Consider the following 18,542-nt stretch of genomic DNA (forward strand, 5'->3'; position numbering starts at 1 on the left):
TGATGGAATGATCTAGAAATAAGCATTCCAAAAACGACGTGTTTCTTTTCTGTAACCGACTAGTTCATTTTTGAGGTGAGCGCATAACTAAATGAATTAAAAAGAAATTAATCGAAATCGCGTTGTGTTTTTCCTGTGTTTTCTATGTATACACAAGAAATACAATCTATTGACCGACCCAAAAACCCGTGCGAGTCTCGACTCATCAGTCAGCCGCACCTGACCGCAAAACTGCCCTTGGAGGTCGTTGTGAAAAACGGCAAAACCAGTCTTTACGAAGATCTGAAACGTCAAATCCTGACGATGGAACTGGACCCTGACGAAGCGCTGGATGAGGTCATTCTCAGCGAGCGATATGGCTTGTCCCGCACGCCGGTCCGGGAAGTATTCCGACGCCTGGCCGGTGAAGGTTATGTCGACATTCGGGAAAACCGCGGTGCCCGGGTGATTCCAATGAATCACTCGACCCTGCGCAATTTCTTCCTCGTCGCACCGATGATTTACGCAGCCGTTGGCCGTCTGGCCGTTCAAAACTACAAGCCGCGCCAACTGGTCGACTTGAAGGACACGCAGCACCGGTTCCGCATCGCCACTACCTCAAGGGATGCGCTGGCCATGGTCGTCGAGAACAACCGCTTCCACGCGATCATGGGCGAAATGGCCGGCAATCAATACCTCCAGCCCAGCCTGGAAAGATTGCTGATTGATCACTCCCGTATCGGCAATACCTTTTTCCGGCCTCAAAACGAGGACATGGAAGAGCGTCTTGAGCTGTCGGCGGGGCACCACGATTTGTTTATCGAGGCGATTGAACGCCGCGATGAATCCGCAGTAGTCGATCTCGTGTTTGAACACTGGGAACTGTCCCGGGAAAACATGGAGATTTTTATCGCGCCCCAAGGCATCAAGGCGGACGCGCTCGTTGATCTTCCACGCAATTCATTTCCGGAGAAATCATCTTGAAATTTGAAGGCATCTACACCCCCGCAGTGACACCTCATAAACCGGATGGGGAAATAGACTGGAGCGTGTACTCCGAAGTACTGGAGTCGCTGATCGAGGCGAAAGTGCACGGCATTATCATCGGCGGCTCGACCGGCGAATATTATGCGCAGACCTCGGAAGAGCGTACCGAGCTTGCCGCTTATGCCAAGGATGTCATCGGCAACCGGGTCCAGTTGATCGTCAGCACCGGCGCCATTCGTACCGAAGATTCGGTGCAATACGCCAAGGATGCCAAAGCGATCAAAGCGGACGCCATTCTCGTCACCAGCCCGCCGTACGCGCTGCCGACTTCCCAGGAAAACGCAATCCACGCGCTGACCATCGATCGCGCTGCCGACTTGCCGATCATGCTTTACAACTACCCCGGCCGCATGTCCGTTTCGATGGACGAGGATTACCTCACCCGTGTAAGCGCCTCCAAAAATGTAGTTGCCATCAAGGAAAGCTCCGGCGACATGGGCCGCGTTCATCTGCTGGCCCGTGAGTTCCCGAACATCGCGCTGTCCTGCGGTTGGGATGATCAGGCGCTGGAGTTTTTTGCCTGGGGCGCCCGAAGCTGGGTGTGTGCCGGCTCCAACTTCCTGCCAACCGAACACGTGGCGCTTTATGAAGCCTGTGTGCTCGAAAAGGACTTCGACAAGGGCCGCCGGATCATGTCGGCGATGATGCCGCTGATGAACGCCCTGGACGGCGGCAAGTTTGTACAGTCGATCAAATACGGTTGTGAACTGGCCGGCCTGAAAGTAGGGGACGTGCGCTTGCCGCTGCAACCTCTCGACCTGGAAGAAAAGCAAAGCCTGCAAACCATCATTGCCAATGTGAAGCGCGACGTTGCACGCATCACATCAGGAGCCAGCCATGGGTGATCTCCTGACCAAGGCCGAATACGCCGCCATCGCCAAAGACATTTCGTTCCCCTGCAATGCCTTCATCAACGGCGCGTTCAAACCCGCGATCTCGGGCAAAACCTTCGCCACGAACAATCCGGCGACCGGTGAGTTTCTGGCGGACGTCGCCGCTTGCGCGTCGGCAGATGTCGATCTCGCGGTCAGCAACGCCAAGGAAGCGTTTGAGGATGGCCGCTGGAGATCCATTTCTCCAAAAGAGCGCAAAACCGTCCTGTTGAAGTTTGCCGATTTGCTCGAACGGCATAGCCACGAACTGGCGGTCCTTGAGAGTCTCGACAGCGGCAAGCCAGTCAGCGAGTGCCAGTTGGTCGATGTGCCGGACACCATTCATACGCTGCGCTGGCACGCCGAGTTGATCGACAAGATTTATGACAACACCGCCCCTGTGGGCAGTGACGCGCTGACCATGGTCGTGCGTGAACCCATCGGGGTGGTGGGCTGCGTGCTGCCCTGGAACTTCCCGCTGCTGATGCTGGCCTGGAAAATCGGCCCGGCACTCGCCGCAGGCTGTTCGGTGATCGTCAAACCCGCCGAGCAGACCACGCTGACGACGTTGCGTGTGGCGCAACTCGCGTTCGAGGCGGGCGTCCCCGCCGGTGTGCTCAACATTGTCACCGGCACCGGGAAAGAGGTCGGCGAGCCGATTGGCCTGCATCACGACGTCGACATGGTGAGCTTCACCGGCTCCACCGCGACCGGCCGCCGTTTCCTGCACTACGCAGCCGATTCGAACCTGAAACGCATCGTTCTCGAGTGCGGCGGGAAAAACCCGGCCGTGGTGATGGACGATGCGCAAAACCTCGACCTCGTCGCTCAGCATGTCGTCAACGGCGCGTTCTGGAACATGGGCGAGAACTGCTCCGCAACCTCGCGGCTGATCGTCCACGCGTCTGTGAAGGATGAACTGCTGGAACGCATGGGCGCCTACATCCGCGAATGGAAAATGGGTGATCCACTCGACCCGCAAAACCGCGTCGGCGCGTTGGTCAGCCCCGAACATTTCGCGAAAGTGAAGTCGTACCTTGAGCATGCCAGCGCCGGCAAACTTGATGTTGTGTACGGCGGTGGTACCGAAGATGGTGCGTTCGTCGAGCCGACCGTGATTGACGGTGTCGCGCCAGAGAGTCGGTTGTTCCAGGAAGAGATCTTCGGTCCGATCCTGTCGGTCACCACGTTCAGCTCGATTTCTGAAGCCATTGCCTTGGCCAATGACACGGTGTACGGCCTGGCCGCCTCGGTTTACACCGGCAGCCTGCGCCGTGCCATCAAGTTGGCGAGGGAGATTCGCGCCGGGATCGTCACCGTGAACTGCTTCGGCGAGGGCGATGCTTCCACGCCGTTTGGCGGCTACAAGGAGTCCGGGTTCGGCGGTCGGGACAAATCGATTTTTGCCCACGATCAATACACCGAAATCAAAACCATCTGGATCGATGTGTCTGATCGGTCGGATGAAGAGAACGAAAAATGAGCACCCATACCATCAAGCGCCTTCCGGTAGACACCGGGGTTTCAGGTTGGGAGGCAATTTCCGTACGCACTGCGCCTGTTCGCCTGCTTGATGGCAACGTCACGGCGGACTGGCTGATCATCGGTGCGGGTTTTGCCGGGCTGTCTGCTGCGCGCAGGCTGGCTCAACTGCATCCGGGCTGCCGCATCGCGGTGGTGGATGCCCATGAAATCGCCAAGGGGCCGGCGGGCAGGAACTCGGGGTTCATGATCGATGTGCCGCACAGCCTTTCATCCGGGGAGTATTCGGTGGGCGGTGAGTCGGCAACGGCACTGGAAATTGCCCAGAACCGTTTTGCCATTGCGTTTGCCGCCGACGCTGCTCGTGAATATGGCATGTCTGCGCAGACGTTCGACCCTTCCGGCAAGATCAACGCTGCCGCCACCGAGCGGGGGACGAAACTCAATGACAACTATGCCAAATCGTTAAAAGGCATTGGCGAGCGGTTTGAAGTACTGGACGCCGCGCAGATGCGGGACATTACCGGTTCCACTTATTACCACAACGGGCTGTATACGCCTGGTGCGGTGATGATTCAGCCAGCGCAATATATTCGGGATCTTGCAAACGGACTTGATCGGCAAATTGAACTGTATGAGCGTTCACCGATTGTGGAATTGTCCCGGGCGGGAATTGGCTGGAAGGCGAAGTCTCATCGTGGTTCCGTTAGTGCGCCTAAAGTCATTCTTGCGGTCAATGGCCATATTGAAGACTTCGGTCACTTTCAAGGCCGGTTGCTGCATGTCTTTACTTACGCCTCAATGACGGCTGCTTATAGTCATGATGAGTTTTCAAGGCCGGTTACCGGTAAAGATCGTTGGGCCTTATTGCCAGCGGACCCTATGGGCGCGACAGTTCGCAAGATAACTTCGAATGGACTTTCGCGGATTGTTATCCGCACCAAGTTTACCTACGACCCGAGTATTCAAGTCACCCCCATGCGTGTTGCAGCGGTGGCCGAAGAACAACGGCACTCTCTGGATGCACGTTTCCCGGAGTTGAAATCAACGCCGCTGGAATTCAGCTGGGCAGGGCGGCTTTGCCTGAGTCGCAACAGTGCTCCCGCCTTTGGCGAAATCGAGGAAAACCTCTATTCCGCTTGCTGCGAAAACGGGCTGGGCACGGTTAAAAGCACATTGGCAGGCGTGATGGCTGCCGAGTTGGCCAGCGGTCACCATTCACAGGTTTTGCAAAGTTTCAGTCAACTGCCAGGGCCTAGCCGGCTTCCTCCAAAGATATTGACGATGTTGGGTGTCAACTCGGTTATTCGCTGGCAGGCGCTCAGAGCAGGGCGAGAAGGCTGAATAGTTTCAAACCACCGGCTTTTATTTCATAAAGGCCTAATCTCTAGTTTTAACCGTAGATCGGAGCACGCCATGAAAAAGATTTGGAAGGCTGTCTGCGCTGTCGCTGTGGCCGGCGTTATGTGTTTGCCAGTTCACGCCGAAGAAAAAAATATCACCATGGGTACTATGACGTGGGAGGACTTGACGCCAATTACGGGTATTACCAAGAAGGTGCTTGAAGACTCTGGTTATACCGTAAAAGTTGTAGAGTTCTCCGAGTGGGGCATCGCTTATGCGGCATTAAGCAAAGGTGATGTTCAAGTGCTGGCGTCGCAAACGGACTACGCGGCAAACGATTACTGGAACAAAAACAAGAACAAAATCGAGAAACTTTCGCCGGTTTCGTTTGGCCTCTACCAAGGGCTTGCGGTACCGAGTTACGTCGACATCGATTCCATTGACCAGTTGAACGCCAATTCGGAAAAACTGGGCGGCAAGATCATCGGTATCGAACCGGGTTCCGGCCTGATGAACGATGCGACCAATGTGGTTAAGGCCTATGACCTCAAGCTGAAACTGGTGGAAGGCAGTACCACGGCAATGACGGCGGCGTTGAAATCGGCAGTCGACCGTAAAGAGCCAGTAGTCGTCACCGTTTGGGATCCTTCCTGGATGACCAAGAAATTCGATCTCAAATTCCTGAAAGATCCAAAAGGCATTTTCCCGCCGCTGCAAGGCTACTACTGGATCGGCCACAAAGGCTTCGCTGAAAGCAATCCGCGTGCGCGTGAACTGATGGCGAGCGTGTACGTGCCCATCGCCGACATCACCGCGATGAACGCCGAAGTCAAAGATGGCAAGACCATGGAACAGGCCATCAAGGGCTGGACCGATAGCCACAGCGAGTTGCTCAAGCGCTGGGAAAATATCAAGAACTGATTGCTGATGCCTTACGCCACTGCCGCCCTTTGATTCATTAGAGAAACCAGAAAACTGGTTCACGGGTTACGAAAATGACAACGGCCAAAATAGACACTAACGAAGTGCTGATAGATTGCCAGTCAGTCTGGAAAATCTTCGGGAAAGCCGCACCGGCAGCGATGAACGCTGTCACTCAGCAAGGGCTGACCAAGACTCAGATCCTGCAAAACTACGGCTGTGTGGTCGGGGTCTCCGACGTCAGCCTCCAGGTTCGAAGAGGCGAAATCTTCTGCATCATGGGCTTGTCCGGCAGTGGCAAATCCACCTTGATCAGGCTCCTCAACAAACTGATCACACCGAGCTCAGGCAAAGTGCTGGTCAAAGGCAAGGACCTGTCTTCCCTGACACCGGCGCAGCTTCGAGAGGTGAGGGCGCGTCACATCGGCATGGTCTTCCAGAGTGTGGCGTTGTTGCCCAATCGAACGGTGCTGGAGAACACGGCATTCGGCCTGGAAGTGCAGGGCGTCGGCAAGGCTGAGCGGTACAAAGTGGCCGAACAGGCACTGGCCAAAGTGGGGCTGAGCGAATGGTCATCGCGTTACCCCACGGAGTTGTCTGGCGGCATGCAGCAACGTGTCGGCCTGGCCCGTGCGATTACCGCCGACCCTGAAGTGATTTTGATGGATGAGCCGTTCAGTGCGCTTGATCCATTGATTCGCCGGCAGTTGCAGGACGAGTTTCGCCAGCTGACCAAGGAGCTTGGCAAGTCGGCGGTCTTCATTACTCACGACCTGGACGAGGCCATCCGCATTGGTGATCGCATCGCGATCATGAAGGATGGCGTGATCATCCAGGTCGGCACCGCCGAGGAAATCGTGCTTAACCCGGCGGACGATTATGTCGCGGAGTTTGTGGCAGGTATTTCCCGGCTGCACCTGGTCAAGGCTCACTCGGTCATGACGCCGGTCGAGCCTTTCAAGGTCGCAAACCCGGGATGCGACATTTCCAGGCTGAGCAAGACTTCGCTGGGCGCAGACATCAACGAACTGATCGGATTGACGATGAAGTCCGAGCGCGACGCGCTGGCAGTCATCGACAACGGCGTGGTGGTGGGCATCATTACGCCGCGCGATCTGCTTCGCGGCGTTCAGGGCATTCCGAATGAATTCTCGGCCTCAACAACCGACACCGTTCTGGAGGCATCGACATGAGCATTCCGGACTTTTCCGATCAATTCGACGCGACCATCGACTCGAGCCTGGAATGGCTCTCGGACCATGGCGAGTTTTTGTTCGACGGTGTCAATGCACTGCTGACGGGCGTTTATAAAAGTGTGCTCTGGTGCATTGCCTATCCGCCGTATTACCTCGTCGCGCTGGCCATCGCCCTGATCGGATGGCGGGTGGTGGGCGCCCGGTTCGCGATTCTCGCGGGCCTCGCGCTGGTGTTCTGCGACGTGATCGGCTTGTGGCCAGAGACGGTCAGCACGCTTGCGCTGGTGCTGACGGCCACCGTACTGGCGCTGGTGGTCGCGATTCCATTGGGCGTGCTGGCCGGCCTCGCGCCGTCGGTTGATCGCGTGGTCGATCCGGTGCTGGACCTGATCCAGACCATGCCGCCCTACATCTACCTGTTGCCGGCCATCGCGCTGCTGGGCTACGGCCCGGCCACCGCACTGCTCGCCACTTTTATCGTGGCCGTGCCGCCGGCGATACGCCTGACATCCCTGGGGATTCGGATGACCCCGCGAGAGTTCATCGAGTTGGGCGATGCCAGTGGTGTCACCGGCTGGCAAATGTTTTTCAAGATTCGCCTGCCGTTCGCCAAGCCCAGCATCATGGCCGGGGTGAACCAGAGCTTGATGATGGCGTTCGGCATGGTGGTTATCGCCGGCATCGTCGGCTCCGGCGGGTTGGGTGAATCGATCTACGGCGCCGTTCGCACACTGGATATCGCCAAGTCGATCAACGCGGCCATCGCCATCGTCATTCTGACCATGATTCTGGACCGGTTGGCGCAGCACGCTGCCCGCTCGCGGATGGGAGAAAGCCAATGAGTGCCTCAGAACTGCAATTTTCCCCGGGTGAATTCCTGGCGCCCGCAGTCGATTGGATGAACGCCAATCTGCACGGTGTGTTCCAAGGCATCAGCCAAGTCATCGAGGCGGTGCTGGGCGCGGTGGAGTCCGCGTTGCTGGCGCCGCATCCTTATCTGTTCATCGCCATCGTCGTGGTCGGCGCGTTCTTTTTCGCCAACAAACGCGTCGCGGTGTTTGCCGCCTTGATGTTGGCGTTTTGCCTGTTCGCCGGCCTTTGGGCGGCCTCCATGCAAACCATCGCGCTGGTTTCGGTGGCGGTGTTGATCTCGGTGGCCATCGCCTTTCCGCTCGGTGTATTGGCGGCACGGGTAAAGCGCGTGGATGAAGCCTTCCTGCCGATCCTCAACATCATGCAAACCGTGCCACCGTGGGTTTACCTGATTCCCGCCGTGATGCTGTTCAGCCTCGGGCGAGTGCCGGCGATTATCGCGACCATCGTCTACGGCATTCCGCCGATGCTCAGGCTGACCACCCTGGCGTTCAAACAGTTGCCGAAAGACCTGCTGGAACTGGGCCAGGCGTCCGGCGCTTCACCCCGGGACATTCTGTTCAAGATCGAACTGCCGACGGCCGCGCCGACGCTGTTGGTCGGGCTCAACCAATGCATCCTCATGTCCCTGGCGATGGTGGTGTTGGCGGGCCTGGTCGGTGCCGGTGGACTCGGTGCAGAAGTGACACGAGGTCTTTCCAGAATGGAGATGGGCCTGGGGCTGCGCGCCGGTCTGGCGATCGTCGCGGTGGCACTGTTGCTGGACCGGCTGACACGCGGCGCGTTGCAGCGTCACTCCCCACGCGCACTTCTTTGAGAGGACTTCAGAATGAGACGTAGCTTTTTTTGTGTCGACTCCCATGCGTGCGGGAACCCGGTGCGGGTCGTGACTGGCGGCGGGCCTCTGCTGCCGTCCGTTTCGATGGCCGAACGCCGTGAGATTTTCGTGCGTGACCATGACTGGGTTCGCACCGCGCTGATGTTCGAACCCCGTGGGCACGACATCATGTCCGGCGTGATCATCTACCCGTCGAACCGCGACGATTGCGATTTTGGCGCGTTGTTCATCGAAGTCAGCGGCTGCCTGCCAATGTGCGGGGCGGGTACGATCGGCTTGTCCACCGTGGTGATTGAAGAGGGCCTGGTCACGCCGCGCGAGCCGGGTCGGCTGGCCATCGAAACACCGGCCGGGCGTGTCGATGTCGATTACGTCATGAGCGGCGAATACGTGGACTCGATCCGACTGTTCAACGTGGCCAGCTACCTGCACAGCGCCGACGTGGTGGTCGAGGTGCCGGGCGTTGGAACCTTCACCGTCGACATTGCCTATGGCGGCAATTTCTATGCGGTGGTTGAACCGCAAGAAAGTTGGGCCGGCCTGACGGGGATGACGACCGCAGACATCGTCAGCCTGAGTCAGAAACTTCGTTCGGCATTGGCAGGCGTGTGTGATCCCGTGCATCCCGAAAACAGCCGGATCAGCGGCGTTCACCATGTCATCTGGTGCGACGACGAACACGGCACCGCCGCCGATGGGCGCAGTGCGGTGTTCTACGGCGACAAGGCGATTGACCGCTCTCCTGGCGGCACGGGGACGTCGGCGCGGATGGCGCAACTGGTGGGGAAGGGCCGGTTGCGCGTGGGCGAGACGTTCCGTAATGAGAGCCTGATCGGCACGATTTTCGAAGGCAAAGTCGAGTCTGCGGAGAGAGTCGGCCCTTTCGACGGCATTCGCCCCAGCATCGGTGGCTGGGCGCAGATTACCGGGCACAACACCATTTTTGTCGATGACAAGGACCCGCTTCGTCATGGCTTTCAGTTGGCGTGAAGAGGTGTAAATGGCGCTAGGGTGTTTTGAGCGTCAGCAGGTAGCATTAGGTTTTATCTACGCCGTAACCGAGTGCCTAAAACTTTGATCGAACGACGCCAATTTAGCGGAGGCATGAAGGGGAAAAATCTTCGCTATCTGAACGACAACCCCGACGAGCCTGTTCAACTGACACGGACAGGCTTTTTGCTGCTCGAACATTTTTCGCTGCCGGCATTTACGCAGGCACTGGATACGATCATCACGGCGAATCTGCTACGGCCAAAACTGTTCTCGTCGCGCACGTTCGGCTTGCACGACGGGGAGGTCATCAGCGATCTGGGGCTGGTCATCCGGCCGGATGCGCGCATTGATTGCTCCGTCGTGCACGACCTCGATCTGTTGGTCATTTGTGGTGGCTACAGGACCGAGCTGAAGGCCTCTGACGAGTTGACCAGTCTGTTGAGAGCGGCCGCCGACCATGGCGTGAGCCTGGCCGGATTGTGGAATGGCGCCTGGTTCCTCGGGAGTGCCGGCTTGCTCGACGGCTATCGCTGCGCGATTCATCCCGAACATCGCCCCGCGCTCGCGGAAGTGGCGAAAGCGGCGCATGTCACCAGCGAGCCTTTTGTCATTGATCGAGACCGGCTCACGGCGTCCAGTCCTTCGGGCGCGTTCCACATGGCGCTGGACTGGATCAAGAGCTTGCACGACAAGGCTCTTGTCGAAGGGATCGAGGACATCCTCGCGTTCGAAGAGTCGCGTTACCGGCGGATCAAACCGACGGAAAATGTCTGCGTGAGCGCACCCTTGCGCGAGGTGGTGAAGCTGATGGACGCCAACCTCGAAGAGCCTCTGGAGTTGGAGCAGTTGGCCGTTTACGCAGGCCGTTCTCGCCGCCAACTCGAGCGTCTGTTCAAGGAGCAACTCGGCACCACGCCTCAGCGCTATTACATGGAATTGCGCATTACCGAAGCGCGGCGCCTGCTGCAGCACACGGAACTGTCCCAGGTGGATGTGCTGGTGGCCTGTGGTTTTGTGTCTCCGAGTCATTTCAGCAAGTGCTACAGCTCGTATTTCGGGTACAGGCCGTCCAAAGAAAAACGGCTGGTCAAATAGCCCCCCCCTCGAAAATTGTAGGAGCGAGCCGGCTCCGGGCGGCGTTCCGACGATGGACTTCAGAACACCGCGTTTATCCAGATAACACGCGTTTTTGTTCACGACCATCGCGAGCAGGCTCGCTCCTACAGTTGAAGTGTTCGTCACGACATGCGTTGTCGTACGACTATCTGATTTTCAAATACCCACGGCCACACCCGGACCACTAATCTCTTCAAGGGCGGCACAGCCTTTGCCGTTCGGCGTGTTGTCTGTCGAGACGAACGGCCATTTTCCGGATTGACAGCCGGGTAGGGGAATCGTTATAAAAGGCGCAGTTGTACGACGACATACGATGTTACACCCCTAAAAACAAAAACCGGGTCCCATCATGAACTCAATCCGCTTTCCAGCCTTCCCGCATACCGCTTCTTGTGGTCCGGTCCTGATTGCCTGCCCAGGCGCTCAGTCATCCCCGTTATCTGTAGCAACCCCCCGATTGCACGTGCTACTCGTCTGACGATTGCCACGGAGCAGTTCGCTGCGCGTAAGAATTGATCTCGCTTGAAACCGAGAGATCATCACCACAATCCAATAATAAAGTGATGCCATGAATCTGAACGAGCCCATCAATGCGCAACGTGTCGGCCAGTCCGTCGGCAAATATCGCTGGACGATCTGTGCACTGCTGTTCTTCGCCACCACCGTCAACTACCTCGACCGCCAGGTGCTCAGCCTGTTGGCGCCGGATCTGTCGACGCAATTTGGCTGGAGCAACAGCGACTACGCCAACATCGCTTCCGTTTTCCAGTTTGTGTACGCGATATCCATGCTGTTTGCCGGCCGTTTCGTCGACAAGATCGGCACCAAGAAGGCCTACATCATCGCGATCGCTGTCTGGTCGACCGGCGCCATGATGCATGCCTTTTCAGTGCCGATGGGCGAGGGCATCGCGGCGGTGAGCAGTGCGTTCGGTCTTGCGGTGATCCCGGTCTCTATCGCCGGTTTCATGCTGTCCCGCGCCGTGCTGGCGATAGGCGAGGCGGGTAACTTCCCGATCGCGATCAAGGCCACGGCCGAATACTTCCCGAAGAAGGAACGCTCCTTCGCCACCGGTATCTTCAACTCCGGTGCCAACGTGGGCGCGATCCTGGCGCCGATCTGCGTGCCGCTGATTGCCGCCCTGTGGGGTTGGGAAGCGGCGTTCATCGTGATCGGCATGCTGGGCTTTGTCTGGGTGGCCGTGTGGATTGCGCTGTACGAAAAACCTGAAAATCAGAAACGCCTTTCGGCAGAGGAACTGGCCTTCATTCGCAGCGATGCGCAGGTGATTGCCACCCCGGCACCGGGCGTTGCCGAGAAAAAAGTCTCGTGGTTCAAGTTGCTGACCTACCGCCAGACCTGGGCGTTCGCCTTCGGCAAATTCATGACCGACGGTGTGTGGTGGTTCTTCCTGTTCTGGCTGCCAACCTACCTGTCGGCGCAGTACGGCATGAAGGGCGCGGCCATCGTGTTGCCTTTGGCCGTGCTGTACAGCATGACCATGGTCGGCAGTATTGGCGGCGGCTGGTTCCCGAGCTATTTCATGGCACGTGGCGATGCGCCGTATGACGGCCGGATGAAAGCCATGCTGGTCATCGCCTTCTTCCCGCTGCTGGTGTTGCTGGCTCAGCCACTGGGTTACATCAGCTTTTGGGTACCGGTGATATTGATCGGCATCGGGGCGTCGGCGCATCAGGCGTGGTCGTGCAACATCTTCACCACCGTGTCTGACATGTTCCCGCAAAAATCCATCGCGTCAGTGGTCGGCATTGGCGGTTTGGCCGGCGGCATGGGCGGTGTTGCGATGACGAAGCTTGGCGGTTGGGTGTTCGACTACTACAAATCGATCAACGATATTCACACCGGCTACATGATCATGTTCGCCATCTGTGCGGTGGCCTACCTGGTGGCGTGGAGCGTGATGAAACTGCTGGTACCGCGCCACAAGGAAATCACCGATCTGTAATCGGCTGGCTTGAGAGGTTGAACCGGTAGACGGCGCTGGTAGCCGTCCCCGGTTCCGTTTCGCATGCTGGTCAATTCTTGTGTCACCCGGGTGAGGGGTGACACTCGACGGGGCCTGCTGCACGTGGATAACGAACATCAGAGGAACGAGCACTTCCGACACCATCGCATGCGATGTATAGTCGGGCCTTGCGATCCATTTGTCTTTGGCCCGGAGAATGCTCATGAAACCCACTGAAAAGACATCCGCCCTCGACCTGAAACTTTCCGACTTCCTGTGTTTTGCGGTCTATTCCTCCAACCTCGCCTTCGGCAAGGCTTACAAGCCAATGCTCGAACGGCTCGGACTCACCTACACGCAATACATCACCCTCGTGGCGCTGTGGGAGGAAGACAACCAGACCGTTGGCAGCCTCGGCGAAAAACTGTTCCTGGAATCCAACACCCTCACTCCGATCCTGAAGAAGTTGGAAGCCATGGGGTATGTGCTGCGCCAGCGCGACCCGGAAGACGAACGCCAAGTGCGGATCAGCCTCACAAAAGAGGGGCGAAAATTGCGTGAAGGTCTCTCCGAAGACGGCTTCCCGCAAACCGGTCTGGATGCCGACGACTTCGTGCAATTGCAGCAGGCAATCGTGAAGTTACGGGGCAACCTCATCCGTACGACGAAAGATCGGGAGTAGGGCGACTCAACCGTTCAAGCCTGTCTACCCGAAGGCAAGACGACAGGCGGTTCATCACACAACCCGCGCCGGCGCTTTACCCTGCCACCCTCACCAAGCATCATGTGCGGCCCGCACTTATGCCAACGGTGCCGGACATCCGTGGTGAAAAGGAACTGCAGTTGAACGAACAGACATTGTCCATGCGCCTGGAGCGCGTGGCTGCGCATATGCCAGCCGGTGCGCGCCTGGCCGATATCGGCTCGGATCATGCCTACTTGCCGGTGGCGTTGATGCGCCGTGGCGCCATCGCGTCGGCGGTGGCGGGCGAGGTGGCATTGACGCCGTTCCACTCGGCCGAACGCACCGTGCGCGAAAACGGCCTGGACCAGCACATCACCGTGCGCCTGGCCGATGGCCTGGCGGCAATCGAACCGGGCGACGGGATCACCGCGATCAGCCTCTGCGGCATGGGCGGCGAAACGATCCGCGACATCCTCGACAGCGGCAAGGCGCACCTGAGCGGCCAGGAACGCCTGATCCTGCAGCCCAACGGCGGCGAGCAGCCACTGCGCCAATGGCTGATGGAAAATGGCTACCGCATCCTCTGCGAGGAAGTGCTGCGCGAAAACCGTTTCGACTACGAAATCATCGTCGCCGAGCGCGCCGGACCGGTGACGTACACCGCCGAAGAACTGTACTTCGGCCCGCTGCAGATGCAGGCACGCACCCCGGCGTTCCTGGTCAAATGGCAGCGCATCCTGCGCCACAAGCAACAGACCCTGACCCAGTTCGCCCGCGCGCGGCAGGCTGTGCCGGAGGAGAAAATGCAGGATGTTGCCCGGCAGGCGCGATGGATTAGCGAGTTGCTGGCTTGATACGTTTCCCGGGTTTGTACGGACGTTAGCTGGGCGGGTATTCCTCAACGGTGTAGACACATCAAATGGTTGATAACGACCTATCGCGAGGGGCAGCGAACGACCCATAGCCGCCAGTCAAGGAGGGGCGCAATCGGCCAGAAGCGGACGCTCGCCCTCAGATACTCGGAGCGAGCAACCAATCGACAAGCTTGCCCCTTGGTCAACTGCTGATGCGTTCACCAGTAGGCCTGTTTTTTATTCACGCGGATATTCCAAGACGCTTACGTACCATTCTCAAAAGCTGGCTGGCCACATCGGACATTCCCTTGTTCTGAGCCACGACCTGCGCACCCTCGAGTAGCAGGGTCAGCTCCTGAGCTTTGTCGAGTGGGTCTACCAGCCGCGCCTCCTCACACAATTCTGCTACTCGCTGAAACTGACGCCGTTTATGCGCCTCGATCAACAGCCGAGCAGGATGCAACTGGTCTGCGAGCTCAGCCAGGCTATTAGTGAACGGGCAACCGCGATAACCCGATTTTTCTAGATCCGCCGCGATGAATTCGGCAAATCCCAATAATTGCATAACGGGCTGACCAGGCAGTTGTTCTGCGAGATCGTCAAGCACCGCGCTGTACTGCTCAGTGAGAAGCCGCAACCACTCCAGTACCAGCAAATCCTTTGTCTCGAAATGCCGATACAGCGTCATTTTTGTTGAACCCGCCAAAGCGGCAATGGCGTCCACTGTCACTCGGGAAATGCCCTGTTCGAAAAATAGCGCGTGAGCGGCATCGATGATGCGCTCACGGGGTGGCAACTGTGCGATGCGTTCAGGACGTATGGGCTTTTCCACGGCTAACACTCTCTGGAAATCGAATTCTGCTTGACATCGATACTACACAGTATCGCATGATACTAACAAGTATCGCACGATACCGATCAGTATAGATCACTCATCACAGGAGATATGTATGAATCTTTCCGAGTACGCTGAACATGACGCCGTGGGCCTGGCAGCTCTGATTGCCGACCGCCAAATCAGCGAAGTCGAAGTTCGAAGCGCTGCCCTTTGCGCAATAAAGGCGCTTAACCCTCACATCAACGCGGTAATCGAAACCTGGGAAGACGAGCCACAGGCCCAGGCAGGCCCTCTGCAAGGTGTGCCGATGCTGGTTAAAGATCTGGGGCTGACTGCGCGTAATCGTCGCAATGAGTTGGGTAGCCGGCTTGCACAGGGCTGCGTTGCCGATTCAGATTCAGAGTTGATGAGTAGATTCCGCCGTAGCGGTCTTCTCACACTTGGCCGCACCACCACTCCAGAACTGGCCGCCAGCACGACTACAGAAAACCGTGTGGACGGTCCGACCCGCAATCCATGGGATCTGACTCGCAGTGCCGGTGGCTCCAGCGGTGGTTCGGCCGCCGCCGTGGCTGCCGGTGTAGTGCCGGTGGCTCATGCGACTGATGGCGGCGGTTCGATACGAGTACCCGCAGCGTCCTGCGGGCTGTTCGGCTTGAAGCCAAGTCGTGGCCGTTTACCCATGGGCCCTGATGTAGATGAAGTGTGGGCTGGGCTCGCTGTGCACGGTGTCCTGAGTCGTTCGGTTCGGGATACCGCCAGCTTGCTGGACGCTGTGCACGGCCCAGCTGTGGGCGATCCTTTCCACATTGCACCACCGAACCAAGCCTACATGTCGCTGCTGAATCGCGAGCCCGGGTCTCTGCGCATTGCCGTGCAAGAACATGCCCTGAACGGTCTGCTGATATCACCCGAGGTGAGCGCCAGTTTAAAAATGGTCTGCCAGACACTTGAAAACCTGGGCCATCATGTCACGCCCGTAATCGCTGATATCGGTCTGAGCTGGGAAGCGTTTGTGGAACTCAATGCACGATTCTGGTCCAGCAACACAGCTGCTTGGATTGACGCGATTGCGGCTGTAACTGGCCGAGGCATTGATGAGTCCACACTTGAGCCCGCAACACTCGCTCTATACCGGCTCGGCCAGGAATTAAGCGCGACCGAACTGTTGGGCGCGATGTACCAACGCAATATCGTGACCCGGAACATGGGCCAACTGTTCAGCAACTACGACGTGCTTCTAACCCCGACGCTACCCAATGCTCAGCCAGTTATTGGCCAATACAATGCAGGCCAAGAAACACTTGATGGGCGCGGCTGGATGGCGAGAGTGTTCGATCACTCCCCATTCACCGCAGTTTTCAACGTCAGCGGATGCCCAGCCATGTCGATGCCTCTGGCGCACGACTCGACGAATGGCTTGCCTATTGGTATGCAGTTCGGGGCAGGCTATGGCCGCGAAGATCTGTTACTGCAACTGGCTGCGCAGTTGGAGCGTGCTTTGCCTTGGAATACCCGGCGTCCAGGAATCTGGGCAGGGAACTACTAATCGTCGACCCTAGACATCGCTAAGAACCCGAGAACGCAGGCCGCATACGGAGTATGCGGTCGACATTCGTTGTGCCGTAAAGAGGTGGAACTCCAAATGCCATCCCTGTTAATTGAGCATGACTAAAGGGTCTCACCGATTCGGCGGCTGACCTGAACGACCACTTTTGGCCGATTTCCTGTCTACCACCACCGTCTGCTTTGGGTCGTTTGTGGCCGGCCAACCACTCCGGAGGCCCACCAGCATCGTGGGCCCGTATCGTCGAACTGAAGTGTAACTTCGGGTTGAAGTAAGACCTGGAAACGATAATCGAAACAGGGGTTCTTGCCGAATCATCGTTTCCGCACGGCGCTTTAGCACTGATAGCCTTTTTCAGGGTTAGCTGATTTGTGTCGCAACAACTATGCCGATAGTGTTCCCCGTTCAGTTTCAATAACTGGAGGCGTTTTTTGAAGTCCGATCTTGGCATTCGCAAACGAGTGCTTGGCGCCTTGCCGGAGCTACCGCTCGAGTGTAATGTGCACAGCAGCTACGATCTGTAGCGGAGCCAACTACCCGTGATGCTCTCTATTGATGATGCCAAAGCGTTAGGTATTGAGCGTAAGGTAATTACCTTGAAATATTGTGTTTAATCGTTCGTGCTTGCTGCATGTGTAACTGCAACAGCCCAGGCCACTAAAAAATCGGAAATCTGTGGATGGCCCGCCGACATTTATAGAGCAACGCAGGAGAGGTGCGCCTGTAATACGGGGAATGGCCGCTGCGAGGTGCTCGCTGCGGCTGAAAAACCAGAAATGAGTGAGTGATCTGAGCGTTTTGGATCGACTCGCCACTTTCAAAATCGGCAGTGGTCGAAGTTAGCCCGAAACGTATGGCTACTTCAGGCCATCCCTAGCGCGTGATAAAGCAAAGATTGTCATGTAGCATAGATCAATGAGTAGTTCTACAGTCAGCCCCTCACTACGCGCTTCTGCACCAACTCTAGAAGGTTTGTGAATGATAAAGACTATCCCGATGTGGAAAATGATGATGGCCACCAAAGGTAAGAAAACGGGACTTGCAATACTGGCATGCTTACCTGTTTTCATCGTTACCGGTGCGTGGATGTTTCTTGAAGGGTTGCAAAATGGGCAAAAGCGCCAGGCTGCAATGGGGCTTATTGGTCTGATTTTTTTTGGTGTGTGCCTCCTGCTATTTGCACCTTCAAAAAAATATATTCCCGGCAAAACATTTCAGGCTTATAGAAATAAAAAGCTCAGTACAAAGACGGCCATAAATTACGGTTACGGAATCATTGTTTTTATTTTCGCAGTTTTTGTGGCTCTTGCACCGGAAGACGCGCTGAGAGCAATAGGCTATGGATTAGTAGGCATCTTTAGCCTTTATGTTCTGTCAAAAAGCTTAAAATTTCACGCAGATATCGATTTTTCGACAAATGAATATTTGGCAACCGCTCTGGGATTTTCTGTGGGGGAGAAAATTCTGGTCAGCTACCAGAATTTTGATGCTGACGAGGTTGAAGTTGGTAGCAATGCTTTTGCCGCAACAGCGACAAAATTCATTGTAGCGTCGTTTGATGGGTATCTTTGGAGAAAGCTGTCGCGGGATCTGAATCAGGTCTCGCGCATTGGGATCGCTGGCGATGAAAATCAAAATTACTTCGTTAAATTGCAATTCAATGATGGAGCCGATGCTTTGTTGCGCATTGGGCTATATGAAAAGCTCACATCAAATCCTATTCTGGTAATAAGAAGGCTGCTGGAAGCGATTGATGCAAGTCTTCTTTGTGGTAGTGGTGCATCACAGACAGCACAAAGACGTCGGGTAGTTGTCAACTCTGGAACTCCAACATCGGTTTCAGAAATTGTTGCGCCTGAGGCTGCGCTTGCATCCACGGCGCCTATGCGCAACATTGAGGTAGCCCCTGACGTAATAATTGCTATCCAGAACGCCGAAGAAGTTGTTCCCGGTCGCAGGCTGGAGCTTTAA

Annotated in this window: 16 protein-coding genes; 15 read left to right on the forward strand and 1 reads right to left on the reverse strand. The window is 56.8% G+C overall.

Going from position 1 to position 18,542, the window contains the following annotated elements; genetic code table 11:
- Positions 1 to 249: 249 nt before the first annotated feature.
- The 13 genes from KGB27_RS03380 to KGB27_RS03440 all read left to right on the forward strand — a co-directional run bounded on the left by KGB27_RS03380 (position 250) and on the right by KGB27_RS03440 (position 14,166).
- Complete coding sequence (locus KGB27_RS03380) at positions 250 to 963, forward strand: GntR family transcriptional regulator (RefSeq protein WP_008033405.1); 714 nt, start codon at positions 250 to 252, stop codon at positions 961 to 963.
- Positions 960 to 1,871: a dihydrodipicolinate synthase family protein gene (locus KGB27_RS03385; protein WP_192228242.1), complete on the forward strand. Its 912-nt coding sequence runs from the start codon at positions 960 to 962 to the stop codon at positions 1,869 to 1,871. Before KGB27_RS03380 ends, KGB27_RS03385 begins: the two co-directional genes overlap by 4 nt.
- Positions 1,864 to 3,381 (forward strand): aldehyde dehydrogenase, encoded by a 1,518-nt coding sequence (locus KGB27_RS03390; protein ID WP_008038808.1) that lies wholly within the window; start codon positions 1,864 to 1,866, stop codon positions 3,379 to 3,381. The genes KGB27_RS03385 and KGB27_RS03390 overlap by 8 nt, the downstream gene beginning before the upstream one ends.
- Entirely contained in the window at positions 3,378 to 4,724 is a 1,347-nt protein-coding gene (locus KGB27_RS03395) for an NAD(P)/FAD-dependent oxidoreductase (protein WP_192228240.1), read from the forward strand. The genes KGB27_RS03390 and KGB27_RS03395 overlap by 4 nt, the downstream gene beginning before the upstream one ends.
- Before the next feature lie 72 nt (positions 4,725 to 4,796).
- On the forward strand, positions 4,797 to 5,645 hold the full coding sequence (locus KGB27_RS03400; protein WP_008038804.1) for a glycine betaine ABC transporter substrate-binding protein: 849 nt from the start codon (positions 4,797 to 4,799) through the stop codon (positions 5,643 to 5,645).
- 74 nt (positions 5,646 to 5,719) lie between these two features.
- A complete protein-coding gene (locus KGB27_RS03405) occupies positions 5,720 to 6,838 on the forward strand; it encodes a glycine betaine/L-proline ABC transporter ATP-binding protein (RefSeq protein WP_008033396.1) in 1,119 nt (372 codons plus the stop codon).
- Complete coding sequence (locus tag KGB27_RS03410; RefSeq protein ID WP_008038802.1) at positions 6,835 to 7,683, forward strand: ABC transporter permease; 849 nt, start codon at positions 6,835 to 6,837, stop codon at positions 7,681 to 7,683. Before KGB27_RS03405 ends, KGB27_RS03410 begins: the two co-directional genes overlap by 4 nt.
- The gene (locus KGB27_RS03415) at positions 7,680 to 8,531 is read left to right on the forward strand and encodes an ABC transporter permease (RefSeq protein ID WP_223553194.1); all 852 of its coding nucleotides are present in this window, start codon (positions 7,680 to 7,682) and stop codon (positions 8,529 to 8,531) included. The genes KGB27_RS03410 and KGB27_RS03415 overlap by 4 nt, the downstream gene beginning before the upstream one ends.
- A 12-nt stretch (positions 8,532 to 8,543) precedes the next feature.
- Entirely contained in the window at positions 8,544 to 9,542 is a 999-nt protein-coding gene (locus tag KGB27_RS03420) for a 4-hydroxyproline epimerase (protein ID WP_223553196.1), read from the forward strand.
- Between the two features lie 114 nt (positions 9,543 to 9,656).
- Positions 9,657 to 10,640: a GlxA family transcriptional regulator gene (locus KGB27_RS03425; RefSeq protein ID WP_008038798.1), complete on the forward strand. Its 984-nt coding sequence runs from the start codon at positions 9,657 to 9,659 to the stop codon at positions 10,638 to 10,640.
- A 589-nt stretch (positions 10,641 to 11,229) separates the two neighbouring features.
- Positions 11,230 to 12,627 (forward strand): MFS transporter, encoded by a 1,398-nt coding sequence (locus KGB27_RS03430; protein WP_008033386.1) that lies wholly within the window; start codon positions 11,230 to 11,232, stop codon positions 12,625 to 12,627.
- Positions 12,628 to 12,850: 223 nt separating this feature from the next.
- Complete coding sequence (locus tag KGB27_RS03435; RefSeq protein ID WP_008033385.1) at positions 12,851 to 13,309, forward strand: MarR family winged helix-turn-helix transcriptional regulator; 459 nt, start codon at positions 12,851 to 12,853, stop codon at positions 13,307 to 13,309.
- Positions 13,310 to 13,470: 161 nt separating this feature from the next.
- Positions 13,471 to 14,166 (forward strand): tRNA (adenine(22)-N(1))-methyltransferase, encoded by a 696-nt coding sequence (locus KGB27_RS03440; RefSeq protein WP_317850696.1) that lies wholly within the window; start codon positions 13,471 to 13,473, stop codon positions 14,164 to 14,166.
- 241 nt (positions 14,167 to 14,407) lie between these two features.
- Here KGB27_RS03440 and KGB27_RS03445 read toward each other — a convergent pair whose 3' ends face one another.
- Positions 14,408 to 14,998 carry a TetR/AcrR family transcriptional regulator gene (locus tag KGB27_RS03445; protein ID WP_223553198.1) on the reverse strand — a complete coding sequence of 197 codons (591 nt, stop codon included), beginning with the start codon at positions 14,996 to 14,998 and terminating at the stop codon, positions 14,408 to 14,410.
- 118 nt (positions 14,999 to 15,116) lie between these two features.
- Between KGB27_RS03445 and KGB27_RS03450 the strand changes: the two genes are divergently transcribed.
- On the forward strand, positions 15,117 to 16,553 hold the full coding sequence (locus KGB27_RS03450) for an amidase (protein ID WP_223553199.1): 1,437 nt from the start codon (positions 15,117 to 15,119) through the stop codon (positions 16,551 to 16,553).
- A gap of 996 nt (positions 16,554 to 17,549) precedes the next feature.
- Complete coding sequence (locus KGB27_RS03455; protein ID WP_223553200.1) at positions 17,550 to 18,542, forward strand: hypothetical protein; 993 nt, start codon at positions 17,550 to 17,552, stop codon at positions 18,540 to 18,542.

It is taken from the genome of Pseudomonas sp. BF-R-01 (assembly GCF_019946615.1).
Taxonomy (GTDB): Bacteria; Pseudomonadota; Gammaproteobacteria; order Pseudomonadales; family Pseudomonadaceae; genus Aquipseudomonas; species Aquipseudomonas migulae.